Source organism: Microbulbifer maximicatervae (SeqCode) (genome assembly GCF_052468295.1).
On sequence record NZ_CP174340.1, the window covers coordinates 115,422 to 130,874 of the forward strand.

General features: G+C 53.8%; 15 protein-coding genes. 12 read left to right on the plus strand and 3 right to left on the minus strand.

From position 1 onward, the window contains the following. Positions 1-52: 52 nt before the first annotated feature. The 5 genes from dinG (at position 53) to ACJJIQ_RS00795 (ending at position 6,111) form a co-directional block, all read left to right on the plus strand. A complete protein-coding gene (gene dinG, locus ACJJIQ_RS00775; protein WP_445363396.1) occupies positions 53-2,188 on the plus strand; it encodes an ATP-dependent DNA helicase DinG in 2,136 nt (711 codons plus the stop codon). A gap of 91 nt (positions 2,189-2,279) precedes the next feature. Further along, entirely contained in the window at positions 2,280-2,603 is a 324-nt protein-coding gene (locus ACJJIQ_RS00780; RefSeq protein ID WP_282934088.1) for a YqcC family protein, read from the plus strand. Between the two features lie 232 nt (positions 2,604-2,835). Next, the gene (locus ACJJIQ_RS00785; RefSeq protein ID WP_445363397.1) at positions 2,836-3,519 is read left to right on the plus strand and encodes an ATP-dependent zinc protease family protein; all 684 of its coding nucleotides are present in this window, start codon (positions 2,836-2,838) and stop codon (positions 3,517-3,519) included. A gap of 55 nt (positions 3,520-3,574) precedes the next feature. Further along, the gene (locus ACJJIQ_RS00790) at positions 3,575-5,107 is read left to right on the plus strand and encodes an inactive transglutaminase family protein (RefSeq protein ID WP_445363398.1); all 1,533 of its coding nucleotides are present in this window, start codon (positions 3,575-3,577) and stop codon (positions 5,105-5,107) included. An 8-nt stretch (positions 5,108-5,115) separates the two neighbouring features. Continuing rightward, positions 5,116-6,111, plus strand: coding sequence for an alpha-L-glutamate ligase-like protein (locus tag ACJJIQ_RS00795; RefSeq protein ID WP_445363399.1), 996 nt, complete (start codon positions 5,116-5,118; stop codon positions 6,109-6,111). Positions 6,112-6,170: 59 nt separating this feature from the next. Here the strand turns inward: ACJJIQ_RS00795 and ACJJIQ_RS00800 are convergent, their stop codons facing one another. Next, on the minus strand, positions 6,171-6,473 hold the full coding sequence (locus ACJJIQ_RS00800; protein WP_445363400.1) for a hypothetical protein: 303 nt from the start codon (positions 6,471-6,473) through the stop codon (positions 6,171-6,173). 34 nt (positions 6,474-6,507) lie between these two features. Then, the gene (locus tag ACJJIQ_RS00805) at positions 6,508-7,683 is read right to left on the minus strand and encodes an acyl-CoA desaturase (RefSeq protein ID WP_445363401.1); all 1,176 of its coding nucleotides are present in this window, start codon (positions 7,681-7,683) and stop codon (positions 6,508-6,510) included. A 539-nt stretch (positions 7,684-8,222) separates the two neighbouring features. On the opposite strand from ACJJIQ_RS00805, the gene ACJJIQ_RS00810 reads away from it, so the two are divergent. Continuing rightward, on the plus strand, positions 8,223-10,262 hold the full coding sequence (locus ACJJIQ_RS00810; protein ID WP_445363402.1) for a sensor histidine kinase: 2,040 nt from the start codon (positions 8,223-8,225) through the stop codon (positions 10,260-10,262). A 58-nt stretch (positions 10,263-10,320) separates the two neighbouring features. Here the strand turns inward: ACJJIQ_RS00810 and ACJJIQ_RS00815 are convergent, their stop codons facing one another. Continuing rightward, positions 10,321-11,124, minus strand: a complete 804-nt coding sequence (locus ACJJIQ_RS00815; protein WP_282934081.1) for an inositol monophosphatase family protein — start codon at positions 11,122-11,124, stop codon at positions 10,321-10,323. Positions 11,125-11,259: 135 nt separating this feature from the next. Between ACJJIQ_RS00815 and trmJ the strand changes: the two genes are divergently transcribed. The 6 genes from trmJ (at position 11,260) to hscB (ending at position 15,393) form a co-directional block, all read left to right on the plus strand. After that, the gene (gene trmJ / locus ACJJIQ_RS00820) at positions 11,260-12,051 is read left to right on the plus strand and encodes a tRNA (cytosine(32)/uridine(32)-2'-O)-methyltransferase TrmJ (RefSeq protein ID WP_108731983.1); all 792 of its coding nucleotides are present in this window, start codon (positions 11,260-11,262) and stop codon (positions 12,049-12,051) included. 106 nt (positions 12,052-12,157) lie between these two features. Further along, the gene (iscR, locus tag ACJJIQ_RS00825) at positions 12,158-12,634 is read left to right on the plus strand and encodes a Fe-S cluster assembly transcriptional regulator IscR (protein WP_282934079.1); all 477 of its coding nucleotides are present in this window, start codon (positions 12,158-12,160) and stop codon (positions 12,632-12,634) included. A gap of 62 nt (positions 12,635-12,696) precedes the next feature. Continuing rightward, entirely contained in the window at positions 12,697-13,911 is a 1,215-nt protein-coding gene (locus tag ACJJIQ_RS00830; RefSeq protein ID WP_444908430.1) for an IscS subfamily cysteine desulfurase, read from the plus strand. 27 nt (positions 13,912-13,938) lie between these two features. Then, complete coding sequence (iscU, locus tag ACJJIQ_RS00835; RefSeq protein ID WP_445363403.1) at positions 13,939-14,361, plus strand: Fe-S cluster assembly scaffold IscU; 423 nt, start codon at positions 13,939-13,941, stop codon at positions 14,359-14,361. A gap of 56 nt (positions 14,362-14,417) precedes the next feature. Beyond that, positions 14,418-14,729, plus strand: coding sequence for an iron-sulfur cluster assembly protein IscA (iscA, locus tag ACJJIQ_RS00840; protein WP_444895049.1), 312 nt, complete (start codon positions 14,418-14,420; stop codon positions 14,727-14,729). Positions 14,730-14,865: 136 nt separating this feature from the next. After that, complete coding sequence (hscB, locus tag ACJJIQ_RS00845) at positions 14,866-15,393, plus strand: co-chaperone HscB (RefSeq protein ID WP_445363404.1); 528 nt, start codon at positions 14,866-14,868, stop codon at positions 15,391-15,393. Positions 15,394-15,453: the final 60 nt, after the last annotated feature.

Genomic DNA, 15,453 nt, shown 5'->3' on the forward strand with positions numbered 1-15,453 from the left:
GTGGATAATAGCGCCCCCTGCGCCAGCCACTTAGCGAATAGACCTCACCCCCGTGCTCAACGAAAAACACAAAAGCGCCATTCAGGGCGCCTATAGCCAATTCCTGTCCGGTCGAGGGCTGAAAGCCCGCTATGGGCAGAAGCTGATGGTAGCCGCCATTGCCCGCTCCCTGGGTTCCATCACCCAGAATACCAGTGGTGAGCGCGATAGCGACAAGACTGATGGCGAGCATATCTGTGTAGTTGAAGCGGGTACGGGTACCGGTAAAACTGTTGCTTACCTTCTCGCCTCTATTCCCCTGGCCCAGGCCCAGGACAAGACCCTGGTGATATCCACCGCCACGGTGGCCCTGCAGGAACAGATTATCCACAAGGACCTGCCAGAAGTTGCTCGTCACAGCGGGCTCAAATTTGAGTTTGCCCTGGCGAAGGGCCGTGGCCGCTATCTCTGCCTATCCAAGTTGGACCAACTCTTGTCCAGCTTTTCTGCCTCCGGCACCGGCCTTTCCCTTGGTCTCTATGAAGATGAACTCCCGCAGGTGGAAGCGGAGAGTGTCGCTCTCTACCAGAAGATGACGGATAGCCTGACATCGGGTACCTGGGATGGCGATCGGGATAACTGGCCGGATACGATCGAGACGGATGATTGGAGTCGGGTTACCACTGACCACCGCCAGTGCAGTGGCCGCCGCTGCCCCCATGTCACTAATTGCAGCTTCTTCCGAGCGCGAGAGAGCCTGGGCAAGACCCAGGTGATAGTTGCTAACCACGACCTGTTGCTGGCGGACCTGGCCCTGGGTGGTGGCGCAATTCTTCCGCCCCCGGAAGAGACTATCTATGTACTTGATGAAGCCCACCATCTACCGGAAAAGGCTCTCAATCATTTCTCTCACCACAGTCGCGTCGGGGCTTCCACCGGTTGGTTGGATCAAACCAATAAGGCCCTGGGGCAGATGCTGGGTGAGATTGGTGACGGCGCCCAGATCGACCGCTGCGGCGAGCAGCTGCCGGCGGTTCTCACCTCTGCCAAGCAGGGGTTGGAGCAGATGTGGCCGCTGATTGAAGAGCTGTGTGAATTTGAAGATGAGCGGGGCAATACCATCCGCCATCGCTTTGAAGGTGGGGTAATCCCCGATTCCATGTCGCAGCTGGCGGAAAAGCTGCGGGAAGACTTTGATGAGTTGGAAAGCCTGCTCAGCAAGATGTTGCAGACCGCCCAACGCATGATGGAGGACGGCCACTCGCCGGTACCCCTGGCAGATCTGGAGCGCTGGTACCCCCAGTTGGGCAGTTGGCATGGGCGCGCTGAGGCCAATCTTCTGTTGTGGGCGAATTACGCCCGTGCCGATGCTGATAGCGCATTGCCTCAGGCGCGCTGGGTCACCCTGGTGGACTGGGGCGGCTCCACAGATTTTGAGGTTTGCAGCTCACCGATACTCGCAGGCAAAACCCTGGAATACAGCTTGTGGCGCCGCTGTTACGGCGCGGTACTGACTTCGGCCACACTCACAGCACTGGGGAAATTTGATCGTTTGCAAATGCGTGCCGGTACTCCAGACAATGCCAGCTATCAGGTGGTGCCGAGTCCTTTCGATTTTTCCCGTGCAACACTGCAAGTGCCCCCGGAAGCTGTGGATGCGGGCAATGCAGAGCAACACACAGACGCCATTATCGATGCGTTGCCAGACCTGCTGAAAGGGGAGGGTGGCGCTCTGGTACTGTTTTCCTCCCGGCGCCAGATGGAGACGGTTTACGAGGCGCTCCCTGGTACCTGGCGCAACCGAATCCTGATGCAGGGGCAGCAATCCCGCCAGCAGTTGCTGGATAGCCACCGTGAGATTATCGACGGCGGTGGCAGCAGTATCCTGTTCGGGCTTGCGAGTTTTGCCGAGGGGTTGGACCTGCCAGGGGATTACTGCCGCCACGTGGTTATTGCGAAACTGCCTTTTGCGGTGCCCGATGACCCGATTGAGGCTGCGCTGGCGGAGTGGATTGAAGCTAAGGGCGGCAATCCATTTATGCAAATCACAGTGCCGGATGCAGCCCTAAAATTGGTGCAGGCCTGCGGGCGCTTACTGCGGGCAGAAGGGGACAGCGGCACAGTCACTTTGCTGGATCGCCGGGTGGTTACCCGTCGCTATGGTCAGGCAATACTCAATTCACTGCCGCCCTTTAATCGAAAAATTTAGAAAATCTTTGGTCGTATTTGCGCTGTTACTCAGATCGGGCAGGTGGCTATTGCGTATTATCACGGCTGTAAATGTGAAGGTTCTATGAGTTATGCAACCTATTTATTCTGAAATCGCTGATCAGCTCCTGTTCCTTGAGTCCGAACTGCGCAGCCTGCAGGTTTGGCAGGATAATGCGCCGCCCGCAGAAGCCCTGGCCAGCACCGAGCCATTCTGTGTGGATACTTTGACCCTGCCCCAGTGGCTTCAATTTATTTTCTTGCCGCGTATGCAGGTGCTGATTGAAGGGGAGATGCCCCTGCCGGGCCAGTGTGGTATTGCTCCGGTTGCCGAGGAGTTCTTCAAAGGGCGGGATGATGCTGCGGCACTGCTGGCTATTTTGGAAACTATCGACCAGCGCCTGCAGCAGGGCTAACCAGCCTTTAATTCCTTGGGTCCAGTGCTTTTAACCACTCTGGGCGGCATGTCACATTGTTAGCGTTGAGTCCCGCGACTCGGCGGACATCTCTGTGCAGTGGCCGCGCTCATGAGCTAATATCGACCTTTTGCCTGAGGCGGGGACTAATTTCTCCGTCATTTAAGCGAACACCGCGCGTTTGTAGCGGTCCGAATGGCATTGCTAATGGGGCTTGAGGTAATTGGTCGGTATGCAAAGATTTTCCCTTCTGTGGTTAATGTTGACGCTTTCGGTGCTCGCCGGTTGTGAGTCACTGATGTATCCGGGGCGGGACCGGGCTGCCCAGCCAGCGGAAGTTGTACCACCAGTGGAATCGCCAGATGTGGCAATGCAGTGCCCCGAGCCTGCGGAAGTCATTTGTGCTGAGCCGGAGGTAAAAGTTGTAGAGCGGGTAATCGAACGAACTGTAGAAAAAGTAGTCGAAGTGCCTGTTGCCAAAGACAAGCTGGTTTTGGGATCGGTAGAAGAAGTGGCCATAGAGCCTCCCGGCCTGATCCTGGAATCTGTCGTCGATACAGGTTCACCAACCTCCACACTGCGGGTCAGGAAGCTGACTCCGTTCGAGCGGGATGGCAGGGACTGGATCAGGTTCCAGATTGTACAGTCCAGTAAAATGGACCCAGTCTCGGTAGAGCTGCCTATCAAGCGCCATGTTCGAGTGGAGCGCCTGGGTTTTGATAATCAGCGCAGGCCGGTGGTAGAGCTTAACCTGACTGTTGGGCATGTAACCCACCAAGTGGAAGTTAACCTGACCGATGAGGGCGGCTCTGATTTATTGATGCTGCTGGGACGCAACTTCCTCAAAGATGCCGCTGTTGTCGATGTGAGCCGGCGCAATGTCCAGGGCCAGCCCCAAATAGACGGGGTTAAATAGGCCAGTTATCCAATTGGGTTCCTAGTTGGAGCCTCAGAGTTACGGGGAATGGCGAATGTCGCCGCGTGTCCAAGTTTATGTAATTGCGGCATTACTCGCATTGGTGGGAGCAGGCCTGACTGCTTATAAAAACCTCGAGTTGGGTTTTCCGCTGTTACCGGGTGAGTACCGCACTGTGTGGACTATCGAAGCAAAAGTAGGCTTCGATGCCGATGGCGGTCCGGTAAAGGCCGCACTGACCCTCCCGCGCGAACAGCGCAATATGGAAATACTGGGGGAGACCTTCAGCTCCTCCGGTTTTGGTTTCTATATCGCGAGAGAAGATGATGCCTATCGGGCCATTTGGTCTCGCCGGGCCGCAAGAGGCCCCCAATCTCTCTTCTATCAGCTGGATGTCTACCAGCGCCCCGGTGCCGCGCTGGCGCAGCCTCTGGATCTGAGCACTGAGATACAAAAACCCTTCCTGGGGGCCCGTGAGCAAGAAGCGGTGCGCTTGGCGATTTACTCCCTGGTTGAGCAGGCTCGTGAGCGCTCTTCCGATGTGGAATCTCTAACCACCCAATTACTATTCGAATTGAATGACGATGAGAATCAGGATCGCAACCTGATCTTCCGCCATTACGCCGACCGCTCTTTTGTAGATGTCGCTTTGCTTGTACTGGCGACAGCCGATATCCCCGCTCACCGTATTCGCGGCCTCTACCTGGAGGATGATCGACGTCGACTATCTCCAGAAGATCTGCTTGAAGTCTATGATGGCAAGCGTTGGATCGTGTTTGAACCCAGCAGTGGCCAGCCAGGTGTGCCGGAAAATTTCTTTATTTGGCAGCGCGGTGGCAAGAGTCTTTTAGATCTTGAGGGCGGTCGTAACTCTCAAGTGACTTTCTCTGTGATTGCCAATGATGTCCCAGCTCGCGATGTCTCTATGCGCAGCACCAAGGATGAGAAAGATGCGCTGGTGGATTTCTCGATCTACAGTTTGCCCATTGAGCAGCAGAGTATTTTCAAGCTGATCCTGCTGGTCCCTGTGGGGGCCCTGGTGGTGGTGCTGCTGCGTGTATTTGTGGGCCTGCGCACCTCCGGTACCTTTATGCCGGTACTGCTGGCAATTGCCTTTATCGAAACCCAGCTGATTACCGGTTTAGCTATTTTTACCTTGATCCTGATCCTCGGCCTTTGGGTGAGGTTCTATCTCAGTAGACTCAATTTGCTATTGGTGTCGAGGATCGCCGCCGTCGTGGTGACGGTGGTGATAATAATGGGGGCAATCAGTGTGGTCAGCTATAAGCTGGGCATTGAGCAGGCTCTCACAGTGACATTCTTCCCGATGATTATCCTTGCCTGGACTATCGAGCGTATGTCGATTGTGTGGGAGGAGGATGGTCCCTACGAAGTGGTGGTGCAGTCCGGGGGTAGCTTATTCGTGGCGATACTGGCTTGGTGGGTAATGACCAACCGCTATATTGAGCATTGGACGTTCAACTTCCCCGAGTTACTGTTGGTATTGCTGGCCTTTATTCTGGTGGTGGGCAACTACACCGGATATCGACTCAGTGAGTTGATGCGTTTCCGTCCGCTGGTTCGCTAGGGGGCGTTATGCTGCAGTTTTCAGTTAAGCATATCTTCAATAAAGTTCGCGGCGGAGTGGTATCTCCGCTGACCCTGCGCCGCATGGGGGTGTTGGGAATGAACGCGCGTAATATTGACTATATTGCGCGCTATAACGACCGCAAAAAATATCCCATCGTCGACGACAAGCTAAACACTAAGCGCGCGGCTAAAAAAGCGGGAATTCCTGTGCCCGAGTTGATCGAGGCATTTGAAAGCCCTGCCAGCCGCAAGCGAGTTATGGAGGTGATTGACCCTCTATGGCAGTTTGTAATCAAGCCGGCACGGGGCTCCGGTGGTAAAGGTATTCTCGTTATTGCCGGTCGCAATGGTGACAAATATAAAAAGATATCCGGTGCTGAAATTGATGCGCTGGATATCTTGCGGCACGTGAGCAATATTCACAGCGGCCTCTACAGTCTCGGTGGTAAACCCGACAGGGTGATGGTGGAGGCCCTGGTGGACTTTGACCCGGTCTTCGATCGCTACTCTGTTGAGGGTGTGCCTGATGTGCGGGTTATTGTTTTTCGCGGTTATCCGGTGATGGCCATGCTGCGCTGCTCAACCCACGCCTCAGATGGTAAAGCCAATTTGCACCAGGGCGCTGTGGGTGTTGGTATCGACCTGGCCACGGGCAAAAGTTGTCATGCGGTAATGCGCGGGTTGCGAATTGACCAGCACCCGGACACTGAAGTGCCTTTCGATGCATTGCATGTGCCAGGTTGGTACGAGCTGGTCCGCTTGGCGGCCAGCTGTTATGAAATGACCGGGCTGGGTTATTTGGGCTGTGACATTGTACTGGATCGTGAACGTGGCCCGCTCTTACTCGAGGCCAATGCGCGTCCAGGGTTGGCAATCCAAGTTGCCAACGGTGTTGGCTTGCGCGAACGTTTGGGCTTTATCGAAAAATTTGATGAAGAAATGTTCAGGAAAAATGTGGATGAGCGGGTGGCATTTTCCATGCGAAAATTTGCCAGCGACTAGGGAAGTTCGCTAATAGTTTGTCGATTTTGTTATCTTGCGAAGCAATACTTATTGTCTGGTTAGGGGGTGGCCGCCCCTTCGTTTGGCCGATTTTTCTCAATTAGAGTTTTTAGCCGCTTTCCTTGCATTTTGAGTCCATATTCAAGTTCTTGGATTTTCATTTGGATCGAAGTAAGTTCCCACTCGCCGGGCGGCTGTCCATATTTTTCTCCATGGCGTAAAAATTGAAGAGATTTCCACTTCTTCAATAACTTGGCGAATTCGCAAATCTCACTGTCCAGGATCTCTTGCCAGCTCCCTTTGTCTTTGATCTTTTCAAACAAGCCAGGGGGAGGTATCACGGATCTATTCAGGGTCTCCATGGCTATTACTTTATGGTGGTGGGCCCGCTGCTTCTTATGTGACGTTTTCCTGGGTGTTTATTTTACTGCTCAATGAAGACTGTTTATCAGACTCTTTTAGCATTGCTCTGAGTCGTTTTTTTTGCGCCTTCAAGCTCAGTTTAAATTCTTTAACTTGTGCATTGAGGGAGTTGATTTCATTGGCTGGTTTGGGTTCAACCTTGTTTAGGGTGGAAATTTTTACATCTACTTCCCGCCACTTTTTGGTTGTGTTAAAAAATAGCTTCCTCTCTTTCTTTAATATTTCGATTCGACTAGGATCGTTGTCTTTTTTTCGCAGTTTTTTCTGAGTGTGTTCGAACTCAACTTCTAGTAAGGCCGCCTCTATTTTGCGGTCCGGGGCTCTCTTTAGTTTTTGAGTGGCTCCCAACCAGCTCAGAGCTTTAATCAGCCATTTGGTGGGGTCATAATTGTGCCATCTAACGCCATTTCGATAGTCGTAATGGAAAGCGTGATGATAGTTGTGATAGCCCTCACCAAAGCAAAAAATATTTATAAGTGGATTATCACACGCAGATATGTCGCTTCTATAACTTTTTCCTCCCCAATAATGTCCGATTGAATTTAAGGCGAAGGCTGAGTGATGGTTCACTACAATGCGTAAAACTCCAGCGAGTAGGAACATGGCAATAATGTCCCCGGTAATAAGTCCGAGCAGTAGGCAAATACTAAAATTCATCCCCAGGGCTATTGGAAGGTAATTTTTGTGTTGCCACATAACAATTTTATCTTGTTTAAGGTCGGGAACATTGCCGTGGTCTGTTTTATTTGACGGGTATTCGTGCATCATCCAGTCGAGATGGGAGTGCCAAAACCCTCGCGCAGAAGAGTGTGGGTCTCGGTCATTGTCATCGGTATAGCGATGATGGCGGCGATGTTCAGAGCACCAATTCAATGTCGTGTTTTGCAGGGTTGCCGCACTAAACAACGAAAGTAATAGTCGTAAGATCCAGTGGGCTTCATAAGCCCTGTGTGTCCAGAGTCGATGATTGCCTGCAGAAATCGCTAATCCACAAATAAAAGTGATTATGAGAAAGGCGATCCATTGATGCCAATGATATCCGTAAATGACTCCATACAGAGGGACTGCCGTGATAGCGAGGAAGCCTGTAGAGGCAAAGAGAATAGTGGGGATCCAAAAACGTTTACGTACAGTTGTGGCCTTGTTCATCTTTTGATCCGGTTATAGCAGAGGCTCCGAGAGGTATTGTGGAGTCAAGGAGGGAGGGAGTTTATATTTGCCAGTTCCCTGCTCAAGCTAGGAGCTATTCCTTTAGAAAATTGTGGCACAAAGTCATCGGAGTGGATGGCCACTTCTGCAAACCTAGGTGGCATGAGGTGGCTCTGCCATTTTTTGGTGCAAAAAACGAAAAAAGGGTCTCTTGCTGGTTCATTTTTCCCAAGGCATAGAAATAGTCGGTGTGGAGCTTCACGAATCTTACTGTTTATAAAGTTGGCATAAGGGTTGCATTGGTAATCATGCGGGGCGAAGGTTCCGCATTTCGGGAGAGTTTCTTAGGGTTATGGCAAACCATTAACACTGGGTGACTTCCCGTTTTCTCTCATCATCGCTGATTACGGCCCCGCATTGCGGGGCCTTTTTTTTGTCCGCACTTTGCGCAAAGCTCATAATGCTTTAGTTTATGGTTTCCCGAGGAGCTTCCAAATCTAAAGGCCCGGGGGAGAGGCTCTCTTTCATGGCAAGGATGCATGAGCCATATAATTAATGAGCGAATTTCGATAGTAGAGCCCTGTGTGTCAGAGTCATTAACCCCAAATCCATCCAATGCAGAGTTCCAGTTGGCAACCAGCGACGAACTCTCTTCTGTAGATGAATCTCGTCTGACCCGCCATGCCGCTTGTTTGCAAGATTTGTTTTTGGATTCAGATTGTGGATTGTGGGAGTGGCATCCGGATTCCGGTGCCCAGCGTGCTCAGGGTGAAATTTGGCTCCTGTTTGCAGAAACTGCAGAACTCTCTTTGACTTCCCTGTGGACGGGTGATGAATTGCGTTCGGTTCACTCTGATGAGCGGGATCGAATTATCACTGTGCGGCGTCGTCTTACTAACAAAGGTGGACACTTCGATACTACTTTTCGTGCCTACGACAGTTTCGGTCAGTTGCGCTGGTTACGATTGCGGGGACGCGCAATAAACCTCGAGGATGACAGTGGATTTGTTGTGATTGGAAGTTGCGCTGACTTCACTGAAACCTTGGCCCAGCGCTACCTATCCAACCTGCCTGGCGAGCGCCCCTTACAAACACTGTCTGGAGTTGGCGATGGTTTATGGGAGTGGGATCTACGCGCAGATGAAATGGTGCTTGATGATGCCTGCTGGGGAATTCTGGGTTACGAAGTGAGCCCGATACGCAGTATCGGTATTTCAGCCGCGGAGCAGTGGAAGGCTCGAATTTTAGCGGAGGACTTCCCTCGGGTTGAGCAGTCCATGCGGGATCATGTGCGCGAGGGGTTACCGCTCGATGTGGAATTTCGCATCTGGCGTTCGGATAGCAGTGTGGTTTGGGTTCGCTGCCGCGGCAAGGCCCAATTAAATAGTCGCGGTCAGCCCGTGCGGGTGTTGGGAGTTTTACAAGACGTCAGCCGCAGCCGGGAAAGACTTTCGCAAATGGAGCGGGAGCTGGAGTTGCAGCGGGAGGAAAATGCGCATCGGGCAGATTTATTATTTAGCCTGAGCCATGAATTACGCACGCCACTTAATGCAATTTTAGGTTACAGCCAAATTGTCGAATTAGATCAGAGTCTCAACGCAGACCAGCGTCAGCGCTTATCAGAAATTCGTCGAGCGGGGCAGCATTTATTGCATTTGGTTGGCGATGTATTGGAGCTGGCCAGAATCGACAGTAGGCGTTTGGGCCCCTCGATGGAATTAATTCGTCCGGCCGATTTGGTTGCAGAATGTAAACGTTTACTTGAGCCCCTGGCTGAAACCCGTCGCGTAAGTTTGATGTTTGAGCCTCTCGGCTGGGAGTCAGCTTATATTTGTGCGGACCCTGTGCGCTATAAGCAAGTTGTATTGAACCTGGCGGGCAATGCGGTGAAATACAATCGTGAAAATGGCCGTGTCATTATTAATTTTACGCCGCAGGCCGATGGCTGGTTGAGGCTGAATATTTTGGATACCGGCAAGGGGATTGCAGCAGAGAGACGCAAAGAAGTTTTTGAACCCTTTAACCGTTTGGGGGAGGAAAAGGGGCATATCGAGGGTACGGGTGTCGGTCTTGCAATTGCCAAGCGTCTGGCGGAGGCGATGGGGGGGCGGATCGATTTTGACAGTCAGGAAGGGCAGGGCTCAGTATTTTGGGTTGAATTCCCAATGGTTGATGCTGCGGAGTCTTTCCTGTCATTTGCAAATTCTGTTGATGCCCCGTCAACATTACCCGATTGTAGATTGCTGCTAGTGGATAACCGTCCTGAAAGTGTGGCTCGGGTGGAAAAACTTTTGCAGGGGGCGCCGCAAGTACAGCTTTCTGTGGCCGCAGATGTTGTTGAGGCCATATTTATGGCGCGTACCCAAGCGCCGGATGTACTGTTGTTTCCCAATGCCTTGCGGGGAATGTCAGTTGGGGATTTGGTAAGTATCCTCAAGCAGGGTCAAGTCACTCAAAAAACCTGTTTGGTGGTTATGGGGGGAGAGGCTTCCTCGGGGGTGACAACCGCTTTGCCGGATAACTTTGATCGACCGCAGCTTGCGCGAGTTTTGATGGAGTGTTTGACGGGGAAGAGGTGAACTGGACTTTTGGAATCAGCACCCCGGCATCTTATTTGCCGGAGTGCCGCTCAGGCTTTTAGCGTATGTGCCCCATATGCTTGCCCACGATTTTCACCAGGGGCTTAAATACTTTCGGAGTGGCGCAGACCAGGTGGCCGGAGTCCAGGTAGTCTTCACCACCGCGGAAGTCGCTGATCAGGCCGCCGGCTTCTTTGACCAACAGGGAGCCCGCTGCGATATCCCAGGTGTTCAGGTACATTTCCCAGAAGCCGTCGAATCGCCCGGCAGCAACATAGGCAAGATCCAGCGCTGCGGCGCCAGGGCGGCGGATTCCCGCAGTTTGCCCCGCGATATCTTTTAGGGCGGCCAGGTAGGCGTCGATGTTATCCAGCGGCAGGCCGTTGAAGGGGATGCCGGTGCCAATCAGAGAGCCGCGCATGCCCTGGCGTGAAGAGACGCGGATACGGCGGCCATTCAGGGCAGCTCCGCGACCGCGACTTGCGGTAAATTCTTCGCGTTTGATGGGGTCCAGTACGACTGCGTGCTCAATGCGGCCGCGATAGCGACAGGCGATAGAAACAGCGAACTGTGGGACGCCGTGGATAAAATTGGTGGTGCCATCGAGGGGATCGATAATCCACTCGTAATCTGGCTCTGCGCCCTCTTGCAGGCCGCTTTCTTCAGCGCGGATGCTGTGCTTGGGGTAGGCCTTGCGCAGGTGATAGATAATCTCCTGTTCGCTGGCCTTATCCACTTCAGTAACGAAATCGTTGCGCGTCTTTTCTTCGAATTTCATCAGGTCGCCGCGCTCCCAGGCCCGTTCGATCAGTTCTCCTGCCTTACGCGCCGCGCGCAGGGCAATATTTAGCATGGGTTCCATAACTATTCCGCACAAAGTGGTTAAAGGGGTTAAAAAGCAGGCCGCAGGTTAACTGCGACGGACGCGATTGTAGGGATTCCGATTGGTTTTTGCTACACTCGCGCGCCCCCATGACACCGATTTATTACTTTCAGTATGGCCAAGTCACCTTTAGACACGACTCCACTTGCCGCGCTCGACAATGTGCGCGTGGTTCTGGTTAACAGCGCACACCCCGGAAATATTGGTGGTGCGGCGCGCGCGCTCAAGAATATGGGCCTGAGTCAGCTGTACTTAGTAGCGCCTCGGGAATTTCCTGCAGCCAATGCTGTTTGGCGTGCAGCCGGGGCAGCTGAGCTGCTTGATAGCGCCGTTGTGGTGGATACCCTGGAAGAGGCCGTGGCTGATTGTGGTCTTGTTGTGGCCACCAGCGCTCGCGAGCGCCGAATCCCTTGGCCGCTGCTGACCCCGCGCCAGTGTGGAGAGCGTACCGTCGCCGAGGCCGCGTCTCATCCGGTTGCTTTGGTGTTTGGCCGCGAGGATCGAGGGCTTACCAACGAAGAGTTACAGGCCTGTAACTACCATGTGCATATTCCTGCCAACCCGGAATACAGCTCCCTGAATCTGGCGACTGCTGTTCAGGTACTTGCCTACGAAGTGCGTATGGCGGCCCTGGAAGCGGAAAAGGGTGAGCCTGTGAATTACACCGATTGGGATCGCCCACCGGCCAAGGCTAGCGATATGGAGTTGTACTTCGATCACCTGCAACAGGCGCTGGGCGAGCTGGGCTTTATTGACCCGGATAACCCCCGCCAAACAATGACCCGCCTGCGCCGACTGTATAGTCGGGTGCGCCCCGATGATATGGAGCTGGGTATCCTGCGCGGTATGTTGACCTCAATCCAGAATTACATTCATCGCTCTGGTGGTAAGGGGCGACCCGACTAGTTGAGTACCCGAGTGTCCCGCTGGGTTATATACTTGACTACAGTAGTGGGTTATTCCATACTCGCGCCCCGATCGGAAAAGGGCTGTACATCAGTTGGGAGCTGATATGCGTTTGACAACCAAAGGCCGCTACGCGGTGACTGCCATGCTGGACCTGGCGTTGCACGCTGATCGCGGACCGATCAGTCTGGCAGACATATCCAAGCGCCAGGGTATATCACTGTCCTACCTGGAGCAGTTGTTCTCCCGGTTGCGGCATTCTGGGCTGGTGTCCAGTGTGCGTGGACCCGGTGGTGGCTATCGCCTGGCGCGGGATGGTGAAGAGATTTTTGTGGCGCAGATCATTGATGCAGTCAATGAGTCTGTAGATGCCACTAGCTGCGGCGGCAATGCGGATTGCGCCAATGGCGAACAGTGCCTGACCCACTACCTCTGGTCAGATTTGAGCGATCAGATTCATAGCTTCCTCAGCAGTATCAGCTTGGCCAACCTGGTTTCCCGAGCTGAGGTGCAGGAAGTTGCGCGTCGGCAAGATATGCGCGAGGCGCCGGAAGAGAGGGTCGCTGTACTCGGCGGCCTGTGATTGGGGCCCAAACGGGCCAGCAGACAGATATTAGAGATTTACTAAGCGGAAACGGTATGACTATGAAGCTTCCCATCTATCTGGACTATTCGGCTACCTGTCCGGTTGACCCACGCGTCGCCAAGAAAATGGCAGAGCAGCTGACGATGGAAGGCAATTTCGGCAATCCGGCCTCCCGCTCCCACCTGTTTGGTTGGAAAGCGGAAGAAGCAGTGGAGAATGCCCGACGCCAAGTGGCGGAGCTGATCAACGCCGATCCGCGCGAAATTGTCTGGACCAGCGGTGCCACCGAGTCCGACAACCTAGGTATCAAGGGTGCGGCCCACTTTTACCAGAGTCGCGGCAAGCACATCATTACCTCCAAAATTGAGCACAAAGCTGTTTTGGATACCTGCCGCCAGCTGGAGCGGGAAGGTTTTGAAGTGACCTACCTGAATCCCCGCGAAGACGGCATCGTCTATCCGGAGCAGGTTGAGGAAGCCATGCGCGAGGACACCACTGTGGTGAGCCTGATGCACGTTAACAACGAGATCGGGGTGATCAACGATATCGCTGCAATCGGCGAACTGTGTCGCTCGCGCAAAGTTATTTTCCATGTGGACGCGGCCCAGAGCGCCGGCAAGTTGCCGATCGACCTTCAGGAAATGAAGGTTGACCTGATGTCCTTCTCCGGCCACAAAATTTACGGCCCCAAAGGTATCGGTGCCCTTTACGTACGCCGCAAGCCCCGCGTCCGTCTGGAAGCCCAGATGCACGGTGGCGGCCACGAGCGCGGTATGCGCTCCGGTACCCTGCCGACTCACCAGATTGTCGGTATGGGCGAAGCCTTTGGTATTGCTAAAGAAGAAATGGCTCAGGAAGCCGAGCGTCTGCGCTCTCTGCGCGACCGTTTCTGGGATCAGATCAAGGATATGGAAGAGGTCCATATCAACGGTTCCGCCGAGCAGCGAATTCCGGGCAACCTGAACGTGAGCTTTGCGTTTGTAGAAGGTGAGAGCCTAATCATGTCGCTGCGCGACCTGGCGATTTCCTCCGGTTCCGCCTGTACCTCTGCGAGTCTGGAGCCCAGTTACGTACTGCGAGCCCTGGGTGTTAACGACGAACTGGCGCACAGCTCACTGCGCTTCAGCTTCGGTCGCTTTACCAGCGAGAGTGATGTCGACACCGCTGCCGCAGAAGTGCGCAAGGCAGTGGAGAAACTACGTGAACTGTCACCGCTTTGGGATATGTACAAAGACGGCGTAGACCTGAACAAGATTGAATGGGCCGCTCACTAAGCGCGCGCAAGAGTTAGGAGAAAAGTCATGGCCTATAGCGATAAAGTAATTGACCACTACGAGCACCCCCGCAATGTTGGACGTATGGACGACAAGGCGGACAATGTAGGTACCGGTATGGTGGGCGCGCCCGCCTGTGGTGACGTGATGCGCCTACAGATTCAGGTAAGCGACGAGGGCGTTATCGAAGACGCCAAGTTCAAGACCTACGGCTGTGGTTCCGCCATTGCCTCCAGCTCCCTCCTGACCGAGTGGGTGAGAGGCAAGACGATCGACGAAGCGGAGCAGATCAAGAACACTGCCATTGCAGAGGAGCTGGCGCTGCCGCCGGTAAAAATCCACTGCTCGGTTCTCGCTGAAGATGCGATCAAGGCTGCGGTTCGAGATATCCGTGAAAAGCGCGGTGAGTCTGATGACGCTGTAGAAGCCAAGGAATCTGCGGCGGGTTAACTTTTCGTCCAAATGTAGCGTCTAAACATAGCGAAGGTGTTGTTTTGGCTATTAGTATGACCGAGGCCGCTGAGGCCCACATTCAAAGTCAATTGGCCAAGCGAGGCAAGGGAATCGGCATTCGTGTCGGTGTCAAAACGGCCGGCTGTTCCGGTCTCGCCTATGTGCTGGAATTTGTCGATTCGTTCGAAGCCGAAGATACGGTATTTGAGCAAAACGGCGTTAAGTTGGTGGTGGACCCCAAGAGTCTGGTTTACCTCGACGGCACCCAGCTGGATTTCGTCAAGGAAGGCCTGAACGAAGGCTTCACCTTCTCGAATCCTAATGTAAAAAATGAGTGTGGCTGCGGCGAGAGTTTCCACGTCTGATTCGCTCTCGCCCCACAAGGCCGGGTGCGCTGCGCATACCGGCCTTTTTATTGGCTCCTCGGACAGTTGGGGGCCGTGCAGCAGTAAGCGGCAACTTCAGCCGCGTCCCAGGCTGTGCCCCAGTAGGTATATTCAGATGGCAACCAACCTGAACCATTTCGAAGTTTTTGGTCTGCAACCCGCGTTCGCGGTCGATCGCAGTGCCCTGGCGACCCGCTACCGGGAGTTACAGCGGGAATTCCACCCGGACAAATACGCTTCCCATTCCGAGGGCGAACAATTGTTGGCCATCAAAATGGCGGCTCAGATCAATGAGGCGCACACCGTTTTGCGCGACCCGGTACAGCGCGCCGCCTACCTACTCAAGTTGGCCGGGGTAGATGTGCCACCTGAGCAGACCACCAAAGATACTGAATTTCTGATGCAGCAGATGATGTTGCGCGAGCGCCTGGAAGAAGTGCGCGAGCAGCCCGATCCTGCAGCTGCGCTGGATGAGCTCAGTGCTGAGGCGCGGGGGCTGATCTCCAATGAGGAACAGCGCTTTGCCGAAACTTATGACGGGGGCAATCTGGGCGCAGCAGAGGATTCTCTGCGCAAGCTTCAGTTCCTGGCCAAGCTTGAGAAACAAATTGACGAGCTGGAAGAAGACCTTTTCAACGACTAGTTGCGAGAGCACTGACTGAGAGGGCCAGACGGTACCGCGCCCCGCTTAAAGAAGAGATAA